At 54.9% G+C, this 21,994-nt stretch carries 24 protein-coding genes; 10 read left to right on the plus strand and 14 right to left on the minus strand.

The features are described from left to right. Positions 1-11: 11 nt before the first annotated feature. From phoQ to rluE, 7 genes are all read right to left on the minus strand, one after another. Complete coding sequence (gene phoQ / locus PGS10_RS17550) at positions 12-1,478, minus strand: two-component system sensor histidine kinase PhoQ (RefSeq protein WP_045393745.1); 1,467 nt, start codon at positions 1,476-1,478, stop codon at positions 12-14. Next, positions 1,475-2,149 carry a two-component system response regulator PhoP gene (gene phoP / locus PGS10_RS17555; RefSeq protein WP_047046826.1) on the minus strand — a complete coding sequence of 225 codons (675 nt, stop codon included), beginning with the start codon at positions 2,147-2,149 and terminating at the stop codon, positions 1,475-1,477. The genes phoQ and phoP overlap by 4 nt, the downstream gene beginning before the upstream one ends. A 167-nt stretch (positions 2,150-2,316) precedes the next feature. Next, a complete protein-coding gene (gene purB / locus PGS10_RS17560) occupies positions 2,317-3,687 on the minus strand; it encodes an adenylosuccinate lyase (protein WP_316423306.1) in 1,371 nt (456 codons plus the stop codon). Between the two features lie 3 nt (positions 3,688-3,690). After that, complete coding sequence (hflD, locus tag PGS10_RS17565) at positions 3,691-4,332, minus strand: high frequency lysogenization protein HflD (protein ID WP_015367144.1); 642 nt, start codon at positions 4,330-4,332, stop codon at positions 3,691-3,693. A gap of 56 nt (positions 4,333-4,388) precedes the next feature. Further along, on the minus strand, positions 4,389-5,495 hold the full coding sequence (gene mnmA, locus PGS10_RS17570) for a tRNA 2-thiouridine(34) synthase MnmA (RefSeq protein WP_045393753.1): 1,107 nt from the start codon (positions 5,493-5,495) through the stop codon (positions 4,389-4,391). Between the two features lie 56 nt (positions 5,496-5,551). Continuing rightward, positions 5,552-6,010, minus strand: a complete 459-nt coding sequence (locus PGS10_RS17575; protein WP_047078756.1) for an NUDIX hydrolase — start codon at positions 6,008-6,010, stop codon at positions 5,552-5,554. 21 nt (positions 6,011-6,031) lie between these two features. Continuing rightward, positions 6,032-6,682: a 23S rRNA pseudouridine(2457) synthase RluE gene (gene rluE / locus PGS10_RS17580; protein WP_316423307.1), complete on the minus strand. Its 651-nt coding sequence runs from the start codon at positions 6,680-6,682 to the stop codon at positions 6,032-6,034. 239 nt (positions 6,683-6,921) lie between these two features. Between rluE and icd the strand changes: the two genes are divergently transcribed. From icd to yajD, 3 genes are all read left to right on the plus strand, one after another. Next, entirely contained in the window at positions 6,922-8,172 is a 1,251-nt protein-coding gene (icd, locus tag PGS10_RS17585) for an NADP-dependent isocitrate dehydrogenase (RefSeq protein ID WP_015705065.1), read from the plus strand. A gap of 195 nt (positions 8,173-8,367) precedes the next feature. Further along, positions 8,368-8,667: a hypothetical protein gene (locus PGS10_RS17590; RefSeq protein WP_045393825.1), complete on the plus strand. Its 300-nt coding sequence runs from the start codon at positions 8,368-8,370 to the stop codon at positions 8,665-8,667. 134 nt (positions 8,668-8,801) lie between these two features. Further along, the gene (yajD, locus tag PGS10_RS17595; RefSeq protein ID WP_015367133.1) at positions 8,802-9,149 is read left to right on the plus strand and encodes an HNH nuclease YajD; all 348 of its coding nucleotides are present in this window, start codon (positions 8,802-8,804) and stop codon (positions 9,147-9,149) included. A 34-nt stretch (positions 9,150-9,183) separates the two neighbouring features. Here the strand turns inward: yajD and PGS10_RS17600 are convergent, their stop codons facing one another. The 4 genes from PGS10_RS17600 to PGS10_RS17615 all read right to left on the minus strand — a co-directional run bounded on the left by PGS10_RS17600 (position 9,184) and on the right by PGS10_RS17615 (position 11,992). Further along, positions 9,184-10,143 carry a YbgA family protein gene (locus PGS10_RS17600; RefSeq protein ID WP_316423308.1) on the minus strand — a complete coding sequence of 320 codons (960 nt, stop codon included), beginning with the start codon at positions 10,141-10,143 and terminating at the stop codon, positions 9,184-9,186. 150 nt (positions 10,144-10,293) lie between these two features. After that, positions 10,294-11,022: a MerR family transcriptional regulator gene (locus PGS10_RS17605; protein WP_047046819.1), complete on the minus strand. Its 729-nt coding sequence runs from the start codon at positions 11,020-11,022 to the stop codon at positions 10,294-10,296. An 88-nt stretch (positions 11,023-11,110) separates the two neighbouring features. After that, positions 11,111-11,515 carry a cell envelope integrity protein TolA gene (gene tolA / locus PGS10_RS17610; protein ID WP_316423309.1) on the minus strand — a complete coding sequence of 135 codons (405 nt, stop codon included), beginning with the start codon at positions 11,513-11,515 and terminating at the stop codon, positions 11,111-11,113. A gap of 117 nt (positions 11,516-11,632) precedes the next feature. Beyond that, positions 11,633-11,992 (minus strand): helix-turn-helix domain-containing protein, encoded by a 360-nt coding sequence (locus PGS10_RS17615; protein WP_045393772.1) that lies wholly within the window; start codon positions 11,990-11,992, stop codon positions 11,633-11,635. Positions 11,993-12,324: 332 nt separating this feature from the next. Between PGS10_RS17615 and PGS10_RS17620 the strand changes: the two genes are divergently transcribed. Then, positions 12,325-13,500 carry an efflux RND transporter periplasmic adaptor subunit gene (locus PGS10_RS17620; RefSeq protein ID WP_045393774.1) on the plus strand — a complete coding sequence of 392 codons (1,176 nt, stop codon included), beginning with the start codon at positions 12,325-12,327 and terminating at the stop codon, positions 13,498-13,500. Positions 13,501-13,523: 23 nt separating this feature from the next. Next, complete coding sequence (gene oqxB / locus PGS10_RS17625; protein WP_045393776.1) at positions 13,524-16,676, plus strand: multidrug efflux RND transporter permease subunit OqxB; 3,153 nt, start codon at positions 13,524-13,526, stop codon at positions 16,674-16,676. 64 nt (positions 16,677-16,740) lie between these two features. Here the strand turns inward: oqxB and PGS10_RS17630 are convergent, their stop codons facing one another. Both PGS10_RS17630 and PGS10_RS17635 read right to left on the minus strand, forming a co-directional pair. Continuing rightward, on the minus strand, positions 16,741-17,220 hold the full coding sequence (locus tag PGS10_RS17630; protein WP_045393779.1) for an RrF2 family transcriptional regulator: 480 nt from the start codon (positions 17,218-17,220) through the stop codon (positions 16,741-16,743). 104 nt (positions 17,221-17,324) lie between these two features. Beyond that, positions 17,325-18,218, minus strand: coding sequence for an oxidoreductase (locus PGS10_RS17635; RefSeq protein WP_409977439.1), 894 nt, complete (start codon positions 18,216-18,218; stop codon positions 17,325-17,327). Between the two features lie 168 nt (positions 18,219-18,386). Here PGS10_RS17635 and PGS10_RS17640 point away from each other — a divergent pair, with 168 nt between their 5' ends. After that, positions 18,387-18,869 carry a cold-shock protein gene (locus PGS10_RS17640; RefSeq protein WP_045375123.1) on the plus strand — a complete coding sequence of 161 codons (483 nt, stop codon included), beginning with the start codon at positions 18,387-18,389 and terminating at the stop codon, positions 18,867-18,869. 50 nt (positions 18,870-18,919) lie between these two features. Next, entirely contained in the window at positions 18,920-19,459 is a 540-nt protein-coding gene (locus tag PGS10_RS17645; RefSeq protein WP_047046807.1) for a DUF2058 domain-containing protein, read from the plus strand. Positions 19,460-19,565: 106 nt separating this feature from the next. Here PGS10_RS17645 and PGS10_RS17650 read toward each other — a convergent pair whose 3' ends face one another. Beyond that, positions 19,566-19,724 carry a hypothetical protein gene (locus PGS10_RS17650; RefSeq protein WP_155960940.1) on the minus strand — a complete coding sequence of 53 codons (159 nt, stop codon included), beginning with the start codon at positions 19,722-19,724 and terminating at the stop codon, positions 19,566-19,568. Between the two features lie 34 nt (positions 19,725-19,758). Here PGS10_RS17650 and PGS10_RS17655 point away from each other — a divergent pair, with 34 nt between their 5' ends. The 3 genes from PGS10_RS17655 (at position 19,759) to PGS10_RS17665 (ending at position 21,965) form a co-directional block, all read left to right on the plus strand. Beyond that, positions 19,759-20,016, plus strand: a complete 258-nt coding sequence (locus tag PGS10_RS17655) for a YjhX family toxin (protein WP_015705074.1) — start codon at positions 19,759-19,761, stop codon at positions 20,014-20,016. 10 nt (positions 20,017-20,026) lie between these two features. After that, positions 20,027-20,785 carry an SAM-dependent methyltransferase gene (locus PGS10_RS17660; RefSeq protein ID WP_080957259.1) on the plus strand — a complete coding sequence of 253 codons (759 nt, stop codon included), beginning with the start codon at positions 20,027-20,029 and terminating at the stop codon, positions 20,783-20,785. Positions 20,786-20,939: 154 nt separating this feature from the next. Beyond that, complete coding sequence (locus PGS10_RS17665; protein WP_045393782.1) at positions 20,940-21,965, plus strand: LLM class flavin-dependent oxidoreductase; 1,026 nt, start codon at positions 20,940-20,942, stop codon at positions 21,963-21,965. Positions 21,966-21,994: the final 29 nt, after the last annotated feature.

Genomic DNA, 21,994 nt, shown 5'->3' on the forward strand with positions numbered 1-21,994 from the left:
AAACTGCTGCGTTAGCTCTCTTTATCATCAGGAAGTTGTCGGCCAAAGATAACTTCCATGCAGGCGCCGCCGAGCAGGCTGTCGCCGGTCAGGATATCGCCATCATACTGTTCGACGATATCGCGGGCGACAGACAAGCCTACCCCCTGACCCGGACGCAACGTATCGGCGCGCTGGCCGCGATCGAACACCGCCGTGCGCTGGTTACGGGGAATTCCGGGGCCGTCATCCTCCACCAGAATATGCAGCTGGTTGTCGTTGGTCTGGCGTACCGAGACTTCGACAAATTCCAGACAGTACTTGCAGGCGTTATCGAGCACGTTGCCCATCACTTCCATAAAGTCGTTCTGCTCGCCGACAAAGCTTATCTCCGGCGAAATATCCAGCGTGATGTTAACCCCTTTACGCTGGTAGACCTTATTCAAAGCCGAGGTCAGGCTATCCAGCAGCGGGGCGATCGGGTGCAGTTCGCGGCTGAGAAGCGCATTGCCGCTGCGCATGCTGGCGCGGTGCAGATAATAGCCGATTTGCTGTGAGATGCGGCTAATCTGCTCCAGCATCACCGGCTCTGCTTCGCTGACGCTAATTTTCTCGCCGCGCAGCGAGCGTAGGGTGCTTTGCAGCACCGCCAGCGGCGTTTTCAGGCTGTGGGTTAAGTCAGTGAGGGTGGTTCGGTATTTGTCGTAGCGGTCGCGTTCGCTTTTCAGCAGGCGATTAAGGTTGCTGACCAGACCGGTAAGTTCACGAGTGGTGTGAGAATCTAGCCTCTCACGATGATGTTCTTCCAGTTCGCGGACCTCTTTCGCCAGTGATTCGATAGGGCGTAAACTCCACCAGGCGGCAAGCCACAGCAGCGGGATGACCAGCAGCAGGTTAGCCGCCAGCACGTAGATAAACCAGCTCCACACCATATAAGAGCGTTTAAGCTCCACCGGGATGGTGTCGACCACCACAATGCTTAATTGCGGCATCTTCGCGGTGGCCGGATAGAGATTAATCGCCACCGAGTGCGTCATCTCCGAGGAGTCATCTTCCTCGCGGATGGCGTCAAGCTGCTCGCGAATTTCATCATTATTGCGCAGTAGCATACTACTGCTGCCAACATCGGCTTCGATTTCATGAAAACCGTTGCTTTTCAGCCATTCAGGTTGGATCCGCTTCACCAGCCAGGGGACGTCATGCTGCGCCCACAGCAGTTTACCTTTGGCGTCGTAAATCAGCGTCACCGTCGGGCTCTGCATATTCAGGTGTTCTGGAATATCGACATCGATGTGGTTATTTTCCCACTTCGCCAGCATGTAGAACAGGTTGCTCTCGCCGCGCAGCAGGCGGAAAGTGGTTTTATCGAAACTGACGCTGTAGCCTACCAGCGCAACCATGCCGTAGGCCAGCGACAGGATCAGCACCACGGCGGCAGTCGCCAGCAGGAAGCGGACGCGCAGAGAAAGCGGGAGAATATGTCGCAACACGCCTTTCATCCGCGCAGTTCGAATAAGTAGCCCTGACCGCGCACGGTGGTGATCACCTCTTGCGGATATTGCGTCTGGATTTTCTTACGCAACCGCCCCATCAGCACATCAATAGTGTGGCTTTCGCGGAGTTCGGCATCCGGATAGAGCTGCAGCATCAGCGAATCTTTGCTCACCACTTTGCCGCGGTTGCGGATCAGCGTTTCCATAATGGTGTACTCAAAGGCGGTGAGCTTAATCGGCTGGTCATTGACCGATAATTCGCGGCGCGATAAGTCAACCTGGAAAGGCGGAATCGAAATTACCTGTGACGCCAGGCCGCTATTGCGACGCAGCAACGCCTGCATGCGGGCGGCGACCTCTTCGATGTGGAAGGGTTTGGTGACGTAGTCATCGGCGCCGGCGCTCAGCACCTCGACTTTATCCTGCCAGCCTTCACGGGCAGTCAGTACCAGTACCGGTACCGATACGTCGTGACTACGCCAGCGGCGGATCAGCGACAGGCCGTCTTCATCCGGCAGGCCAAGGTCAACGATGGCGACATCCGGGATATGCTCGCCCAGGTAGTAATCTGCTTCCTTTGCATCTTCCGCGGCATCCACCTGATGCCCCAGTTCCTGTAGCTGGACCTTGAGGTGATGGCGCAGCAGAGCATTATCCTCAACGACGAGTACGCGCATGCCCATTCTCCATTTCATTTTCGATTTGAATAGTTTAACGCGATTATGTGGCGCTGGGGGTAAACATTATTTAAACCAGGCGGGAGAGAGATTTTTTTACGTGGAAAGTGGAGGGTTGCCAGGTAGCATGTGCGAAGAGATTGCCCATGCTACCTGAGGCAGGCTGGTTATTTCAGCTCGTCGACCATGGTGATCGCGCGGCCGATGTAGTTAGCCGGGGTCATCGCCTTCAGGCGGATTTTTTCTGCTTCTGGCAGCGGCAGGCCGTCGATGAACTGCTGCATACCTTCGGCGTCAACGCGCTTACCGCGGGTCAGCTCTTTCAGCTTCTCGTACGGCTTTTCGATACCGTAGCGGCGCATCACCGTCTGGATCGGCTCAGCCAGCACTTCCCAGTTGTGATCCAGTTCGTCCAGCAGACGATCCTGGTTCAGCTCCAGTTTGCTCACGCCTTTCAGGGTGGATTGGTACGCGATCAGCGCATAGCCGATGCCCACGCCGAGGTTACGCAGCACGGTGGAGTCGGTCAGGTCGCGCTGCCAGCGGGAAACCGGGAGCTTGCTGGCCAGGTGCTGCATCACGGCGTTCGCCAGGCCCAGATTGCCTTCGGAGTTTTCGAAGTCAATCGGGTTCACTTTATGCGGCATGGTTGAAGAGCCGATTTCACCCGCAATGGTTTTCTGTTTGAAGTGGTTGAGCGCGATGTAGCCCCACACATCGCGATCGAAATCGATCAGGATGGTATTGAAGCGCGCGATGCAATCAAACAGTTCGGCGATGTAGTCGTGCGGTTCAATCTGGGTGGTGTACGGGTTCCACTGAATACCCAGTGAGGTAACGAACTCTTCGCTGAACTGATGCCAGTCAACTTCCGGATAGGCGGCGATGTGGGCGTTGTAGTTACCGACCGCGCCGTTGATTTTACCGAGGATTTCCACTTGGTTCAGCTGACGGTACTGGCGCTCCATACGATAGGCGAAGTTAGCCATCTCTTTACCCATGGTGGACGGGGTCGCCGGTTGACCGTGGGTACGAGAAAGCAGCGGCACGTCACGGTATTGGGTCGCCAAATCTTTAATCGCGTCAATCAGTTTACGCCAGTACGGCAGCACCACTTCGTCACGTGCGGTTTTCAGCATCAGCGCGTGCGACAGGTTGTTGATGTCTTCAGAAGTACAGGCGAAGTGAATGAATTCTGACACCGCGTGCAGCTCGGCGATATCGGCGACTTTTTCCTTGAGGAAATATTCTACCGCTTTCACGTCGTGGTTAGTGGTGCGTTCGATGGTTTTGATACGCTCCGCGTCCTCTACGCTGAAGTCGGCAACGATTTTATCAAGGAAACCGTTTGCGTCGGCAGCAAAAGCAGGAACTTCCTTGATCGCTGCGTGCGCGGCCAGTTTTTGCAGCCAGCGGACTTCTACCTGTACACGGAATTTCAGCAAACCGAATTCGCTGAAGATACCGCGCAGCGCGCTGACTTTATCGCCGTAGCGGCCGTCTACGGGGGAAACGGCGGTCAGTGAGGATAATTCCATAAATCATAACTCCGGGGTTAAATGAGCAAGAATTTGTTTTGCCTGGTTAACCAGACGATTGCGAGAAAACATGAGCTGCAGACGTCCGCCGCCAACCTGATGCCAGAGCACGGCGGAACGAATGCCGGCGAGCAGGGTAGAGCGTACCTTCGCCTGAACCTGCGGGCTTTGCAGCACGGCAGGAGAACCGGTGACCTGAATGCGCGGCCCCAGCGGGCTGATGACGTCAACGTAAATGCCAGCCATCGCGCTGAGCAGCGTTTCAGATTGTAGATCAAAATGTTCCAACTGACGGCGCAGGCCGCCGATGCGGTTGCCGAGAGTATCCATCGCCCCTTTGCTGGCGGCGAGTTTACGTTCCAGCACCATCAGGCTCAATGTGTAGCGGGTGAGTTCCGCGTTGAGGCCCTGACGGCTGCTGGTATTCAGCACGCCGAGCAGAGTCTCAAGCCCGAGACGAAGATTGGCTTCACTACCACCGAATACCGCCAGCGTTGAGTCCGGGTCGAGATCGATGATGCTGTTCAGCGAAACGTGCAGGGCGTCGCTGTCGCAATGCCCCTGATGCGCCAGTTGCTGAACCAGCCGCGCTGCCTGGCATACGCCCGCCAACGCCAGAGTGATGTCATAATAATTCTTCGCCACGCTTACTCCTTGTAACCCGCCGGGCGTTAATCAGGCGTCCGGCGGAAAATGGTCGATCAGGATACCAGCGGCAGGCGCTGTTCGATAATTCCGCCGCCGAGGCACACTTCGCCGCTATAGAATACAGCCGACTGTCCCGGCGTCACGGCGGCGACGGGTTCATCAAAGATAACTTCGATGCGGTCGTCATCCAGCGCCTTCACGGTGCAGGGGATGTCGGTCTGGCGGTAGCGGGTTTTTACCGTACAGCGAAGGGTGCCCTGCAGCGGCTGACGATCGACCCAGTGTAACTGCTGGGCAATCAGGCCGACGGACATCAGACGCGGGTGATCGTGACCCTGGGCGACAATCAGCACGTTGTTTTCCACGTCTTTATCGACCACGTACCATGGATCTTCGCTACCTTCTTTGGTGCCGCCGATGCCGAGCCCTTTACGCTGTCCGAGGGTGTGATACATCAGCCCCTGGTGTTCGCCTATCTCATCGCCATCGACGGTGATGATTTTGCCCGGCTGCGCAGGCAGATAGCGGCCCAGGAAGTCGCGGAATTTACGCTCGCCGATAAAGCAGATGCCGGTAGAGTCTTTTTTCTTCGCGGTGATCAGATCCAGCTCTTCGGCGATTTTGCGCACCTGCGGCTTTTCCAGCTCACCGACCGGGAACAAGCTTTGCGCGATTTGTTCGTGGCTGAGAGTGTAGAGGAAATAGCTCTGGTCTTTATTGCCGTCGAGCCCACGCAGCAGTTGGCTTTTGCCGTTGACATCGGCGCGGCGCACGTAGTGACCGGTGGCGATGTAGTCAGCGCCGAGATCTTCTGCGGCGAACTCAAGGAAGGCTTTGAATTTGATCTCTTTGTTGCACAGGATATCCGGGTTCGGCGTACGGCCGGCTTTATACTCTTCGAGGAACAGCTCGAAGACGTTATCCCAGTATTCTGCGGCAAAGTTGACGGTATGCAGTTCAATACCGAGCTTATCGCAGACGGCTTGCGCGTCGGCGAGGTCGGCAGCGGCGGTGCAGTATTCCTCACCGTCGTCTTCCTCCCAGTTCTTCATGAACAGGCCTTCCACCTTATACCCTTGCTGTTGCAACAGGTAGGCGGAAACAGAGGAATCGACGCCGCCGGACATGCCGACGATCACTTTTTTTGGACTTTCTGACATTGGAATACTCACCACATTGAACTTCAAGGCGGCGTATTCTAGCACGCGCTAACCGTTCAGGCACCCCCTGTGAACGGCCAGTTAAATTCCGCAATCAGCGACAGCGGATGCCGCGGATCCTGCTGATAGCTGCGAATGCTTTCCGCCACCAGCGGCGAGCGCAGGTTTTTCGCGTTAAGAATTTCCTCAGCACCGAGCCACAGACAGCGATCGATGTCGCTGTCGTGCGGTTCAGTAGCGCACGTATCGTTAAGCTCAATGGCAAACAGGAAGCGCAGGAACGGCGTGTTATCCGGGGCCTGCCACTGGTGCATGCGGATGAAGTACTGCGGCGCGGCGCGAATACCGGTCTCCTCCCACAGTTCGCGCTCGGCGGCCTGCGCCAGGGTCTCATTGGCTTCGAGATGACCGGCTGGCTGGTTCCATAGCGCTTTGCCGTTAATTGTCTCTTCAACAATCAGGAATTTGCCTTTGGCGTGAACCACGCAGGCGACGGTGACGTGCGGTTTAAACATCGAGCTTCCTTATGAATGCTGTTATTCGGTTTGACGCCACTCGCCGTTGGCTAAACCATCAAGCGTATAGCCGCCCATGGCGTAGCGAATCAGCCTTAGCGTCGGAAAACCGACGTGGGCGGTCATCCGGCGAACCTGACGGTTGCGTCCCTCATAGAGGGTGATTTTTAGCCAGCGAGTGGGAATCGATTTACGCTCGCGAATCGGCGGATTGCGCGGCCAAAGCCAGGCGGGTTCATCCACCAGCTCCACGCCGGCGGGTAGGGTGGGTCCATCGTTTAGCGTCACTCCGTCGCGCAGCGCGCGGATCGCTTCTTCTGTAGGTTCGCCTTCCACCTGAACGTAGTAAATTTTGCCGGTGTGCTTACCGGGCTGGGTCAGTTTTGCCTGTAGCGCGCCGTCGTTGGTCAGCACCAGCAGACCTTCGCTGTCGCGGTCAAGACGACCGGCGGCGTAAACACCGGCGACAGGAATAAAATCCTTCAGCGTGCTGCGCCCGGACTCGTCGGTAAATTGCGGCAACACATCGTAGGGTTTATTGAACAAGATCACAGTTTTAAGCTGGCGTTCTTTACGTTGTCTGGTCACTTGTTGTGTGCTGAATCGCTCAACGCGATGTTTTCTAAATGAAGTTTTCTGCATGGTATTTTCAGGCTCTCTCAATTGCCGCATTATAGCCTAATTACGAATGCCTTTCATGGACGCAAACATTCAGGTAGTATTGACATGCTCATTACAAATTATTAACAAAAAATTGCTCAAACCGATTCGCAATACAGGCAGGAAGGCAACACGGACGCGAATCTCCGGTTAGCGGGGCGACCCGGTACTCAGGAGTAGGCCGACTAAGCCAACACCAGGCTCGCGTGAAGAGGGAAGAGCAGAACCAGAAGCGCTCGAAGGAGAGGTTAATGGAAAGCAAAGTAGTAGTTCCGGCGGAAGGTCAGAAAATCACCCTGCAAAACGGCAAACTGAACGTCCCTCATAACCCGATTATCCCGTTCATTGAAGGCGACGGTATCGGTGTCGACGTTACCCCAGCGATGCTGAAAGTGGTTGATGCCGCCGTTGAGAAAGCCTATAAAGGCGAGCGTAAAATTTCCTGGATGGAAGTTTACACCGGTGAAAAATCTACCCACGTTTACGGCCAGGATGTCTGGCTGCCTGCTGAAACCCTCGATCTGATTCGTGATTACCGCGTTGCTATTAAAGGTCCTCTGACGACGCCAGTTGGCGGCGGCATCCGTTCTCTGAACGTGGCGCTGCGTCAGGAGCTGGATCTCTACGTTTGCCTGCGTCCGGTACGTTACTATCAGGGTACCCCGAGCCCGGTTAAACACCCGGAACTGACCGATATGGTTATCTTCCGCGAAAACTCCGAAGATATTTATGCGGGTATCGAGTGGAAAGCAGATTCTGCCGAAGCTGACAAAGTTATCAAATTCCTGCGCGATGAGATGGGCGTGAAGAAAATTCGCTTCCCGGAACATTGCGGTATCGGCATCAAGCCGTGCTCTGAAGAAGGTACCAAACGCCTGGTACGCGCCGCTATCGAATACGCGATCACCAACGATCGTGATTCCGTGACCCTGGTGCACAAAGGCAACATCATGAAGTTCACCGAAGGCGCGTTCAAAGACTGGGGTTACCAGCTGGCTCGCGAAGAGTTCGGCGGTGAGCTGATCGACGGCGGCCCGTGGGTGAAAATCAAGAACCCGAACACCGGCAAAGAGATCGTGGTTAAAGACGTGATCGCCGATGCGTTCCTGCAGCAAATCCTGCTGCGTCCGGCTGAATACGATGTTATCGCCTGTATGAACCTGAACGGCGACTACATTTCTGACGCCCTGGCGGCGCAGGTTGGCGGTATCGGTATCGCGCCGGGCGCCAACATCGGCGACGAGTGCGCGCTGTTCGAAGCCACCCACGGTACTGCGCCGAAGTATGCCGGCCAGGACAAAGTGAACCCAGGTTCCATCATCCTGTCCGCAGAAATGATGCTGCGCCACATGCAGTGGTTCGAAGCCGCAGACCTGATTGTTAAAGGCATGGAAGGCGCCATCGCCGCCAAGACCGTGACCTATGACTTCGAACGTCTGATGGAAGGCGCTAAGCTGCTGAAATGCTCTGAGTTCGGCGACGCGATCATCAAAAACATGTAATCCAGTTTTCTGGGGTTATGCAAAACGGGAGCCTCAGGGCTCCCGTTTTTATTTGCTGTGTACCGGGTTATCCATAATTAAATAACAGTGAGCTATTCATGTTCGCTGCCGCTTGCTACGGTAATTCATCAATTGGCTTTATTGATTGCCATATTTTACCTGGTTATTCAGGTTATTATTATTAGAGGTGATATGATGAAAAAGATTATTTTGACCCTGGTATTAGCATCAGCAAGTATTTCTGCGTTTGCGGGTTATCATCCGGTCGCAAGGACCGCAGCCGTAGCCTCAGCCGATCATCCGGTGGCGGTAGCGGCGGCAACCAGCGATAACGGCAACCATCCGGTGGCGCGCACCGCGGCTGTCGCTTCGGCAGACCATCCGGTGGCGGTGGCGGCGGCAACCAGCGATAACGGTCGCCACCCAGTTGCGCGTACCACGGTTGTCGCTTCAGCGGATCATCCGATAGCGGCGGCGACAGTCACCAGCCATTAATAATCGTCTTCCCGGCGCCACGCCGGGATTTAGCTACCGCTCACGTCTGCGCATCGATTTCCTTTCCTGCTCCGTTTTACGCTATATTGGCGCTATTATCGTAAATTATCTCTTTATCACAGGTAACATCTACCATGGCTTTGATCCCCAAAAACTATGCCCGCCTGGAAAGTGGCTATCGCGAGAAGGCGCTTAAAATTTATCCATGGGTCTGCGGACGCTGCTCGCGCGAGTTTGTCTACTCCAACCTGCGTGAACTGACGGTACATCACATCGATCACGATCATACCAATAACCCGGAAGATGGCAGCAACTGGGAGCTATTGTGCCTCTATTGTCACGATCACGAGCACTCCAAGTATACCGAGGCCGATCAGTACGGCACCAGAGTGGTGGCAGGTGAAGATGCGCAAAAGGATGTCGGTGAAGCCACCTACAATCCTTTTGCCGATTTAAAAGCCATGATGAATAAGAAGAAGTAGTCACGCTTCGTCGTAATAGAGCACAGCCTGGCTGCTAATTGACGCCCAGGCGCAGGGCTAAATCCTGCGGGTAGGGATCAAAATAGTTTTGCGCCTGCAGATAGCGGTCGGGATACTCGGCCAGGTAGTGCTTAAGCAGCGTCAGGGGCGCCAGAATAGGGAGCAGCCCCGCGCGATAATCCAGTATTACGTCACGCAGCTCGCCGCGCTGACGGCTATTCAACCTTTCGCGGAAATAGCCCTGAATGTGCATCAGCACGTTGGTGTGGTTTTTCCTGGAGGCGGTGTTTTTCAGGATCGCCATCAGCTTATCGCGGTAGGCGACGAAAAAGGCATCCAGGTCTTGCCATTGATGCATTGAGGCGACGAAAGGGCCGATTTCGCGATAGCCGGCCTGATGATGCGCCAGCAGCTGCAGTTTATAGCGGCTATGAAAATCCAGTAACCCCCGACGGGTCAGGCCATTGGCCCGCAGCGTATTCAGTTCATGCAGGGCGAAAAGACGCTCGACAAAATTCTCTCTTAGCTGCGGGTCGTGCAGTCGTCCATCCTCTTCTACCGGCAACCACGGATAGGCTTCCATCAACGCGCGGGTAAACAGGCCGGTTCCTTCTTTGCGCCCGCGGTTGCCTTTTTCATCATACAGGCGCACGCGTTCCATGCCGCAGCTCGGTGATTTGGCGCAGACGATAAAACCTGCTAATTCGCCGAGCCCAGGCAGGTAACCGGCGGTAAAGTCCGCCATTTTGCGCGTGACATCTTCGCGCGGTTCGCTGCTAAAACGCATCTGAATATCACCTGCACCGGTCTGCACCAGGCGCAGGGCCGGACGAGGGGAACTCAGACCGATGGCCATTTCCGGACAAATGGGTTTGAAGGTTACCCACGGCGCCAGTTCATCCATCGCAAATGGCAATCGTTTATGTCCGCCATCAAAGCGCACGGACGAGCCGGTTAAACAGCCGCTGATGCCAATCACAGGTTGCTTATTCATGGCGTTCTCCTCGCTTTGTTCTCACTGTTTGGGTCGTCCCGCAAAAACGGTTAGCCCGATATATTAAACTTACACAATCACGAATTTTTGTCCAAGTTTTTGGCGCGATTTTTTAGCGGAGAACATGGCGCAGGGGAGCAAAGCTATTTTTTACAGGGAGATAACGTCCAGAGAGACAACGTGCTGGCGCCAGAGGTCTATCTGTCTCTGGCGTGCGGCGGTGAGCTGGCCCGTGGTCACCAGCAACCAGTGGCGTTGAGGAAATATTTCCGGGGCCAGCGCGGTGGACGGCATCGGCAGCACATCAATGCGATGAGCTTGTCCGGTACGTATGAGCGCTTCCAGCCAGATTTCACATGGATCGCTCAGGTGCCAGCCGGTAATCAGATAGTTATCGCCCGGTGCGCGTTTATCGCCTTCAAGACAAAAAGAGGTGTAGGAGATGATAATGCCGTCGAGGATCTCACGCAGGGTCTGCATCGCCGGCACATTAGCCGATACTTTACTGCGTAACGGGCGCAGTACGTTGGTAACCAGCTCAGGGCGGGGATTTTCCCGACCGGCGTCGTAGATCAACTGGCGTAGGGATTCGATTTTTCCCTCTTTCAGCCGCTGCAGCATGTTGTCCTGCAGGACAAGCCAGTTATTGCCTGGGCCGCCGTCAGGGCGGGTCAACAGCGGTTTGACCTGGCTTACGGGAACCCCTTTTTTTACCCAGTCGAGAATTTTCAGCGCCAGCTGGACATCGTTATCGTTATAGAGGCGGTGGCCTCCATCGGTGCGCTCGGGTTTAAGCAGGCCGTACCGGCGTTGCCAGGCCCGCAGCGTGGTCGCATTGATGCCGCAAAGACGGGAAAATTCGCCGATGGAGTAAGACATTGCAATTACCTGATAACCGAGACTGCTTCTAATATACTACGGATGACGGCCGGTTGAATGCCGTATTGCTGGTAATAAAGCGCTGGTCTTATGCTTTAAAATCAATACTGGTATTTTTAAACGTCTGATAAGCGTCATCATCCGGCGCGGCAGGAATGTCAGCTTGCTTAAATGCTGATATCACCGCATGACACAGTTGTTCATCACCTTTTTCCGCACTGATGGAACTCACGGCGCCATCACGCTGCAGCGACAAACGAACCCGACAGCTTTGCCCGGAATATTCCGCGGAATCAGGCATTTTGGCCTTGACGGCGCTCATTATCTGATACGCGTAGGTAGCCCGACGCGATGGCTTCGCCGAAGGGGAGCTGGCGAACAGATCGTCGACTTCGGTGGCGCTCGCCGCCGCGTGCGACGTGGGCTGAGGATGATGACAGCCTGCCAGCAGTAAAGGGAACAATAACAACACCACCGGTGATTTGTTCAGCATGGTAACGCGTCCTTGTTTGTTTGGTATGGGCCAATCATAACGGTAGGTCCAACGCCCTGATAGCTGCTAAACATAGGTGCTTCTACCGTTCGCTCACCGATTCCCTGGGGACGATTATCACGACGGTAAGCGCAGTGGTGGCGTTTGGGAGCCGGAGACGCTTCGTCGCCAGGCGCCGGGCGCCTGACCATACTGGCGTTTGAAGCTGCGGTTAAAGGATTGCTGGGAGTCGAAACCCAGTGCGATTGCCACGTTTAAAATGGGCTCGTCGCTGTTGGCTAAGCGTTCGACCGACCTTTGCAGCTTATGCATGCGAATATACTCAGCGAGAGGGTAACCGGTGTGCTCCTTGAAGATCCGCTGCAGGTGCCATTTCGAATAGCCCGCTCGCCTGGCAACGGTCTCAATATCCAGACGGCTCTCGAGATTGTTGTCGATCCAATCCAGTAGGTCGTGAATAACCGCAGCAGTGTTCATTTTGTTGCCCCCATGCAGAAAATAAAAGTACCTTTTACAATTGCATTTAAAGGTGGCCCGTTTGGGGATTAATTGCAAGTTTTATTGTTGCATTTAATGCCGTGTCGGGAATAGGCCTTTTTTTCGACCTAAGAATAGCACATAAAGTGCAACAATTATTCTTGCACTTAGTTAAGCGCCTTCCTACAATCGCCGCGATAGTGTATTCGCAACTGTTACAGTTTTGTGGCGATGAACGACACAAATGGCCTCAAGCCTGCCCGGACAAAGGAAGTGGCGCGGCGTCTCCCGCAGCGTCTTGTCCGGCGGCGATAATTACCGGAATAAAAATAATGAGCCTGCAAAAAACCTGGGGAAAACGTCATCTGACAGCAGTAGGTATGGTGCTACTCTCGGCGCTGCTCGCCGGCTGCGATGAAGGCGTCGCGCAAAACGCCGCGCCGCAAGCTCCCGCCGTCAGCGCCGCTGACGTGGTGGTGAAATCTATTAGCCAGTGGGATAGTTTTAATGGTCGGATTGAAGCGGTGGAAAGCGTGCAGCTACGACCACGCGTCTCTGGCTATATTGATAAAGTGAATTACACCGACGGTCAGGAGGTGAAGAAGGGGGAGGTGTTATTCACCATTGACGATCGAACCTATCGTGCCGCTCTGGAACAGGCGCAGGCGAATCTGGCAAGAGCCAAAACACAAGCTAACCTGGCGCGAAGTGAAGCAAACCGCACCGATAAATTAATCAATACCAATCTGGTTTCCCGTGAAGAGTGGGAGCAGCGCCGCTCCGCCGCCGTTCAGGCGCAAGCGGATATTCGCGCCGCCCAGGCGGCGGTCGATGCCGCGCAGCTTAATCTGGATTTCACCAAAGTGACCGCGCCCATCGACGGCCGCGCCAGCCGCGCGTTGATCACCAGCGGTAATCTGGTCACCGCTGGTGATACCGCCAGCGTGCTCACCACGCTGGTGTCGCAAAAAACGGTTTATGTCTACTTTGACGTGGATGAGTCGACCTATCTTCACTACCAAAATCTTGCCCGTAGCGGGCAAGGGGCCTCCAGCAGTCACCAGGCATTACCGGTTGAGATCGGCCTTGTGGGCGAAGAGGGCTACCCTCATCAGGGTAAAGTGGATTTTCTGGATAATCAGTTAACGCCGAGCACCGGTACGATCCGCATGCGCGCGCTGCTGGACAATTCGCAGCGTCTGTTCACGCCAGGGCTCTTTGCCCGCGTCCGCTTGCCGGGCAGCGCTGAATTCAAAGCCACGCTTATCGACGACAAAGCGGTACTGACCGATCAGGACCGTAAATATGTCTATATCGTTGATAAAGAAGGTAAAGCTCAGCGTCGTGATATTACGCCAGGGCGGCTGGCTGCCGGTTTACGTATCGTCAAACAGGGGCTGAACCCAGGCGACAAAGTTATCGTCGATGGCTTACAAAAAGTGTTTATGCCGGGAATGCCGGTTAACGCGAAGACCGTCGCCATGACCACCAGCGCCGCACTTAACTGATCCCTTTTCTGAGAATCCGATCTATGGACTTTTCCCGCTTTTTTATCGACAGACCGATTTTTGCCGCCGTGCTGTCGATTTTGATTTTTATTACCGGCTTGATCGCCATTCCGCTATTGCCGGTCAGCGAATATCCTGACGTCGTACCGCCCAGCGTGCAGGTGCGGGCGGAATATCCCGGCGCCAACCCGAAAGTGATTGCGGAGACCGTGGCGACGCCATTGGAAGAAGCCATTAACGGCGTCGAAAATATGATGTACATGAAATCCGTCGCAGGCTCTGACGGCGTACTGGTAACTACCGTCACTTTCCGTCCGGGAACCGACCCCGATCAGGCGCAGGTTCAGGTGCAAAACCGGGTATCACAGGCCGAGGCGCGTCTGCCGGAAGATGTGCGGCGTTTAGGTATCACCACCCAGAAGCAATCGCCAACGCTGACGTTGGTGGTGCATCTGTTTTCGCCCGGCGGTAAGTACGATTCCCTGTATATGCGTAACTACGCCACGTTGAAAGTCAAAGATGAACTCGCGCGTCTGCCCGGCGTCGGCCAGATCCAGATATTTGGCTCGGGCGAATATGCGATGCGCATCTGGCTGGATCCCAATAAGGTTGCGGCGCGCGGGTTAACCGCATCGGATGTGGTGACGGCGATGCAGGAGCAAAACGTGCAGGTTTCCGCCGGTCAGCTGGGCGCCGAGCCGCTGCCGAAAGAGAGCGATTTTTTGATCTCTATTAACGCTCAGGGGCGTCTGCATACGGAAGACGAGTTTGGCAATATTATTCTGAAAACGGCGCAAGACGGTTCGCTGGTGCGCCTGCGCGACGTGGCGCGTATCGAAATGGGCTCGGGTAGCTATGCGTTACGTTCCCAGCTTAACAATAAAGATGCGGTGGGGATTGGTATTTTCCAGTCGCCGGGGGCGAATGCTATCGATTTGTCTAATGCCGTACGCGCGAAAATGAACGAACTCTCCACCCGTTTCCCGGAAGATATGAAATGGGCGGCGCCTTACGATCCGACCGTGTTTGTGCGCGATTCCATTCGTGCGGTGGTGCAAACACTGTTGGAAGCGGTGGTGTTGGTGGTGCTGGTGGTGATTTTGTTCCTGCAGACGTGGCGTGCGTCGATTATTCCGCTGATCGCGGTGCCGGTATCGGTGGTGGGCACCTTCAGCATTCTTTATCTGCTGGGCTTTTCGCTGAATACCCTCAGTCTGTTCGGGCTGGTACTGGCGATCGGTATCGTCGTGGATGATGCCATCGTGGTGGTGGAAAACGTCGAACGAAACATCGAAGAGGGGCTGGCTCCGCTAGCGGCGGCGCACCAGGCGATGCGCGAAGTCTCCGGGCCGATTATCGCTATCGCGCTGGTGTTGTGCGCGGTATTTGTGCCGATGGCATTCCTCTCCGGAGTGACGGGGCAGTTTTACAAGCAGTTTGCGGTGACGATTGCGATATCGACGGTGATCTCCGCCATCAACTCGCTGACGCTCTCGCCGGCGCTGGCGGCGCTGCTGTTAAAACCGCACGGCGCGGCGAAAGACTTCCCGACCCGGCTTATCGATCGCTTGTTCGGCTGGATTTTCCGTCCGTTTAACCGTTTTTTCCATCGTAGCTCAAATGGCTATCAGGGGCTGGTGGGCAAAACGCTCGGCCGACGCGGCGCGGTGTTTGTGGTCTACGTCCTGCTGCTCTGCGCCGCTGGCGTGATGTTTAAAGTCGTACCCGGCGGGTTTATTCCGACGCAGGATAAACTGTATTTAATTGGCGGCGTGAAAATGCCGGAAGGTTCTTCGCTTGCGCGTACCGACGCCGTGATTCGTAAAATGAGCGAAATCGGGATGAATACCGAAGGCGTAGATTATGCGGTCGCTTTTCCCGGTCTTAATGCGCTGCAGTTCACCAATACGCCGAATACCGGTACGGTCTTTTTTGGTCTGAAACCGTTCGACCAGCGTAAACACACCGCTGCGGAAATTAACGCCGAGATTAACGCCAAAATCGCGCAAATTCAGCAGGGCTTTGGTTTCTCGATTCTGCCGCCGCCGATTTTAGGACTGGGTCAGGGTTCCGGCTATTCGTTGTATATTCAGGATCGCGCCGGTCTGGGTTATGGCGCGTTGCAAAACGCGGTGAACGCGATGTCGGGTTCAATTATGCAGACGCCGGGAATGCATTTCCCGATCTCTACCTACCAGGCGAACGTGCCGCAGTTGGATGTGCAGGTCGATCGTGATAAAGCGAAAGCGCAGGGCGTGTCGTTGACCGACCTTTTCGGTACGCTGCAAACCTATCTGGGGTCATCGTATGTGAATGACTTTAACCAGTTTGGGCGTACCTGGCGCGTAATGGCGCAGGCCGATGGGCCGTTCCGCGACAGCGTGGAAGATATTGCTAATTTACGCACCCGCAATAATCAGGGCGAAATGGTGCCGATTGGCAGTATGGTGAATATTAATACCACCTACGGGCCGGATCCGGTGATTCGCTACAATGGCTATCCGGCGGCGGATTTGATTGGCGATGCCGATCCCCGCGTGCTCTCGTCCACGCAGGCGATGACGCAGCTGGCAGACATGTCTAAGCAGATACTGCCGAACGGCATGAATATTGAGTGGACGGATCTCAGCTTCCAGCAGGCTACGCAGGGCAATACGGCGCTGATCGTCTTCCCGGTCGCGGTTCTGCTGGCGTTCCTGGTGCTGGCGGCGCTGTATGAAAGCTGGACGCTACCGCTGGCGGTGATCCTTATCGTCCCGATGACCATGCTCTCCGCGCTGTTTGGCGTCTGGCTGACCGGTGGCGACAATAACGTATTTGTGCAGGTGGGGCTGGTGGTGCTGATGGGGCTGGCGTGTAAAAACGCGATTCTGATTGTCGAGTTCGCCCGCGAACTGGAAATTCAGGGGAAAGGGATCATGGAAGCGGCGCTGGAAGCCTGTCGCCTGCGTTTACGCCCGATTATCATGACCTCGATTGCCTTTATTGCCGGGACGATCCCGCTGATTCTTGGCCACGGCGCGGGGGCGGAAGTGCGCGGCGTCACCGGGATCACGGTGTTCTCCGGTATGCTCGGCGTGACGCTGTTTGGTTTGTTCCTGACGCCGGTGTTTTACGTGACGCTGCGAAAACTGGTGACGCGTGGCAAACAGGCAAGGGACGTCTTGCCCGCGTAGGTCGCTGCTAATAACAAAAAACCGCCTTTTCGTTTAAGGCGGTTTTTTTTCGCAACAAGAAAAGTTAATGCGCTTCTTTATAGCGGGCAGTCAGCTCAGGCAGCGGATCGCAGCCGCTGGTATCGGCTTTTTTGACCTCTTCCAGGGCGCTTGCCACGGTGTGGCGAGCTAACACCGCGAGCGACGCCTGCTCGGCTTCATCGGCTACGGACTTAAAGTACCAGCAGGCGTTGGCGCTGACCACGCAGCGAGCCGGGACCTCAGGGCGGGACGCCCACAGTTTTTTATCTTCAATAACGGAAAGATAGATATCACGCAGCGTGATTTGGTCGGCAGGGCGGCCAAGATGAATAGAGCCGTTGCGGCCAAGCGTGGAGACGATGATGCCGTCGCGGGTGAGCGGAACCATGAGTTTACGGATAAAGCTCGGGTTGGCTTCCAGGCCGTAGGCCAGAATCGCACTCGTCGAACGTTCACCCAATTGCTCCGCCATCGCTACGCTGAGAACCATCTGCAAAGCTGTCGGGAAGCGGTAATCTAACATTTTCTTATCCTGGGTTGCGGTGAATCTTGTTCTTTTTGGCACCGCAGAGGTAAATAATCAGTGAGTAACACTATAACAAATACGGTAATTTTTTTGAAGCAATCTTAGCCAGGTCCCTCGCTTGCGGCCGCCAGCAGCGGCACGACGACATCGCTGATGGGGGTGGCAACACCCAACCTTCGGCCATAGCGTTGTATGACGCCGTTGCGGATGTCCCATTCCAGCGGACGATTAGCCTGACGGTCGGCGAGTATCGAGGTGCTTAAATCCGCTGGCGCCTGATGAAACCCATCAACAATTTCCTGCGGCACGCTATCGGCGAGTTTCGCCCCTGCGGCGCGCGCCACCGCCAGACACTCGTGTAGATAGGCCAGCGCCAGCCCGGTGATGTCCTGGCGCGAAAACATCCCGGCGCGGCGATTCGCCAGCACCATCAGGCCAGCGACGGCATTTTGCAATAGTTTCCGCCACGCGACCGATGTGAAATCTGCCGTCAACTCAACCGCGCAACGGGTTCCGTCGAGAACCTCGACTATTTTCTTCGCTTGCGGCGTATCGGGTAGCGTCAGGCGCGGTTTGCCGCGTAACCATACCGACGCATCCGCCTCTCGTTGTGCCGGAAACCAGACAACCGAGGGCAACACCTTTGCGCCGTTAACATAGGGGTCAAGCAGGCTTTCCTGTTCAACGCCGTTCTGTAGCGCGCAGACCACCGTGTTTTCATCGCACAGCGCGTTAAGCCAGCCCGCGCAATCCGCTACCTGGGTGGTTTTCACCGCCACAAATAGCAGCTCAACCGGGCGTTCCAGCGTATGCGGATCGGTCAATACCGGCCCAGGAATGATCGTTTCGCCGTCATCCCGGCGTAAAATCAACCGCTGATGCGCGGTGCGCCCGCAGAGCACCGGTTTGCGGCCCGCTTCATGCAGTACGGCGGCAATGGTCGTGCCGATAGCGCCAGGACCTAGCAACGCGACTGAGGCAAGATTAGACATCATGCATTCTCCTGATTGAACCGTACTCATTAATGAATCAAATTTTCGGCAAAAGCCAGGATCAATTGTCGATATCGGGCAACACTTAGAGCAAAGGCATGGTCTACGCTGGCATTGTGCTTTAAACTGCGCGCAGCAAAATTGAGTAGATAAACGATTAATCAGGCGGTAATGGCGATGAACGGTACGATCACAACGTGGTTTAAAGATAAAGGTTTCGGATTTATCAAAGATGAAAATGGCGATAACCGCTATTTTCACGTGATTAAGGTTGCCAATCCGGATCTGATTAAGAAAGACGCGGCGGTCACGTTTGAACCCACGACCAATAATAAAGGTTTATCGGCTTACGCGGTGAAAGTCATCCCGGAAAGCAAACATCTGTATATTGCCGGTGAGCGCCTGAAGCTGACCTCAATTAAGTCTTACCTGGTCTACAGTGAGGAAGTGCCGGCCGATACGCGTATCGACAAGGAAAATGCGGTGCTCTCCGTGGGACTGCTGATGAACAGCATCAAGCCGAAAGCGAGCGTGAAGCCGGGCGAAATGCGCACGCTGAAAAAGCTGGCGATCACTACCTTTCAGGGCACGACGCTCATCTTCTCTGAAGATGAAATCGACATCGACGCCACGGTGAAGCTCCTTAAAGTCTGACCCTGATTTACCTTATCCGAAGCAGAATTCCAACGATTGTAGAAACGACGATGACAAAACTTACCTTACAAGAACAGATGCTGAAAGCGGGTCTGGTCACCAGTAAAAAGATGGCTAAGGTTCAGAGAACGGCGAAAAAGTCACGTGTTCAGGCGCGTGAAGCCCGCGAGGCCGTGGAAGAAAACAAAAAAGCCCAGCTTGAGCGCGACAAGCAGCTCAGCGAACAGCAAAAGCAAGCGGCTTTAGCAAAAGAGTATAAAGCGCAGGTTAAGCAGCTGATTGAAATGAACCGAATCACGATTGCGAAAGGCCATATCGCTTTTAACTTTACGGATAATAATCTCATCAAAAACATTGATGTGGATAAAATCACCCAGGCGCAGCTCATTAGCGGCCGTCTGGCGATTGCCCGCCTTGCTGTTGATAATAACGGTAAATATGAATACGCGATTATTCCCGCCAGCGTGGCGGATAAAATCGCCCAGCGCGACGCCGAAAGTATTGTGTTGAACAGCGCCCTGAGCCAGGAAGCCGAGGACGAAGACGATCCGTATGCTGACTTTAAAGTACCTGATGATTTGATGTGGTAATCAGGGCCAGTAGGCTGATGCTATTTATTGTGCGCCTATCGTCATGGGGCGGGGGCGCAATTTCAGATATCGATCACAATTTTCCCGTTTATAAATATCCTTTCTGTCACTGGATGTTATCATCCGGCTGGTAAATACCTTTCAACTCTACCGAGGCTTTGATGCTGGAGAATGTAATCATCTGATAATCAGTTTGCCGACCTTTCAGGCCGGGCTGGTTATCAATGCGCTGAAATCGAATGCGGGCACCGCTGCGTGTTTGCACGTTTTGCACATGATGATTAAACAGGTTTTCCAGTATGAATTTATCCCGTCAGGAACAACGTACCTTACACGTTCTCGCGAAAGGCGGACGTATTGCGCACATTCGCGACACCTCAGGCCGCGTCATCGCCGTAGAGTGCTATAGCCGCGAAGGCCTACTGCTCAGCGACTGTACGCTCGCCGTCTTCAAAAAACTCCGCACTAAAAAACTGATTAAATCCGTTAACGGCCAGCCGTACCGCATCAACACCAGCGGGCTGAATAACGTTCGCGCCCAGCCGGATAACCGCTAAGGAGAGTGATATGACCACAACTATCGATATCCCACGTATCTTTACCATCAGCGAAAGTGAACATCGTATCCATAACCCCTTCACGGCGGAAAAATATGCCACGCTTGGCCGCGTACTTCGCCTGCAGGCGGGGGCGCAAATTCTCGACCTTGGCAGCGGTTCTGGTGAAATGCTCTGCACCTGGGCGCGGGACCATGCTATCGGTGGTCTGGGCATTGATATGAGCCCATTGTTTACCGCACAGGCTAAACAACGCGCCGAAGCGCTTGGCGTCAGCGATCGCGTCACTTTTATCCATAGCGATGCGGCAGGTTACGTCGCCGAACGGCAATACGATGTGGCGGCCTGTATTGGCGCGACGTGGATCGCCGGCGGCGTCGCCGGAACCGTGGCGCAGTTAGCCCGCAGCCTTAAGCCTGGCGGTATGCTACTTATCGGGGAGCCCTGGTGGCGTAAGGTCCCCGCGACAGAAGAAGAAGCGCGCGCCTGCGGTGTTTCTGCGGTGGCTGATTTGTTGCCGCTTCCGGCGCTGGTCACCTCTTTTGGCGAACTGGGCTATGACATCGTTGAAATGGTGCTGGCTGACCGCGAGGGGTGGGACCGTTATGAAGCCGCTAAATGGCTGACCATGCGCCGTTGGCTGCAGGCCCACCCCGAGGATGAATTTGCGTTTGAGGTCCGTGCGCAGCTCAAAGCCGCGCCGCTTCGCCATGTCACCTATACCCGGGAATATTTTGGCTGGGGCGTATTTGCGCTAATGCAGAAATAGCGATCGTTATATTTGGTCAATTTATTTGAACTATTCTGTTAAATAAACGCCATTTATACATTTTGGCTAAGGGGTAGAGTAGGAGAACTACATGCAGACGCGGAATCGTATCTCCGCGTCTGCTGAATGTTTTGCCAAATCAGGGGCTATCCTCATGAAAAAGATCGGATTTTTGTCATTTGGCCACTGGACGCCATCGCCGCAGTCGGCGACCCGTTCTGCTGCCGACACGCTCTTACAATCCATCGATCTGGCCGTTGCCGCCGAAGAGTTAGGCGCGGATGGCGCCTATTTTCGGGTTCACCATTTTGCCCGTCAGCTCAGTTCACCGTTCCCGCTGCTGGCCGCTATCGGCGCGAAAACTAAAAAGATTGAGATTGGCACCGGCGTTATCGATATGCGCTATGAAAACCCGCTATATATGGCGGAGGATGCTGGCGCTGCGGATTTGATCTCGGGAGGGCGTTTGCAGCTTGGCATCAGCCGCGGTTCACCGGAACAGGTGATTGATGGCTGGCGTCATTTTGGTTTTCAACCACAGGATGGCGAGTCCGACGCTGACATGGCGCGGCGCCATACTGAGGTGCTGTTGGACGTGCTGCGCGGCGAAGGTTTCGCGAAACCCAATCCGCAACCCATGTTTCCCAACCCGCCGGGATTGCTACGTCTTGAGCCGTACTCCGCCGGATTACGCGAACGTATCTGGTGGGGCGCGGGCTCTAATGCTACGGCGATGTGGGCGGCGAAGCTCGGCATGAACTTGCAAAGCTCGACGCTGAAAGATGATGAGACGGGCGAACCATTCCATATCCAACAGGCGAAACAGATCCGCGCCTATCGTCAGGCCTGGACGGAAGCGGGGCACACGCGTACGCCGCGGGTATCGGTCAGTCGAAGTATCTTTGCCCTGATGGACGATCGCGACCGGATGTATTTCGGCTCCAGCCGGGATAACAGCGACAGTATTGGTTTTCTTGATGAGAAAACCCGCGCCATTTTCGGCCGCAGCTATGCCGCTGAACCCGATAAGCTCGTCGAGCAACTGAAACAGGATGAAGCGATCGCGGAAGCCGATACCTTATTGCTGACCGTGCCGAATCAGCTGGGCGTGGATTATAACGTTCATGTGATTGAGTCTATTCTGAAGCATGTTGCGCCGGCAATGGGATGGCGTGATTAAAAGAATGCCTCGCGGGGCATTAATTGATG

Source organism: Klebsiella sp. 141153 (assembly GCF_032601995.1).
GTDB lineage: Bacteria > Pseudomonadota > Gammaproteobacteria > Enterobacterales > Enterobacteriaceae > Klebsiella > Klebsiella aerogenes.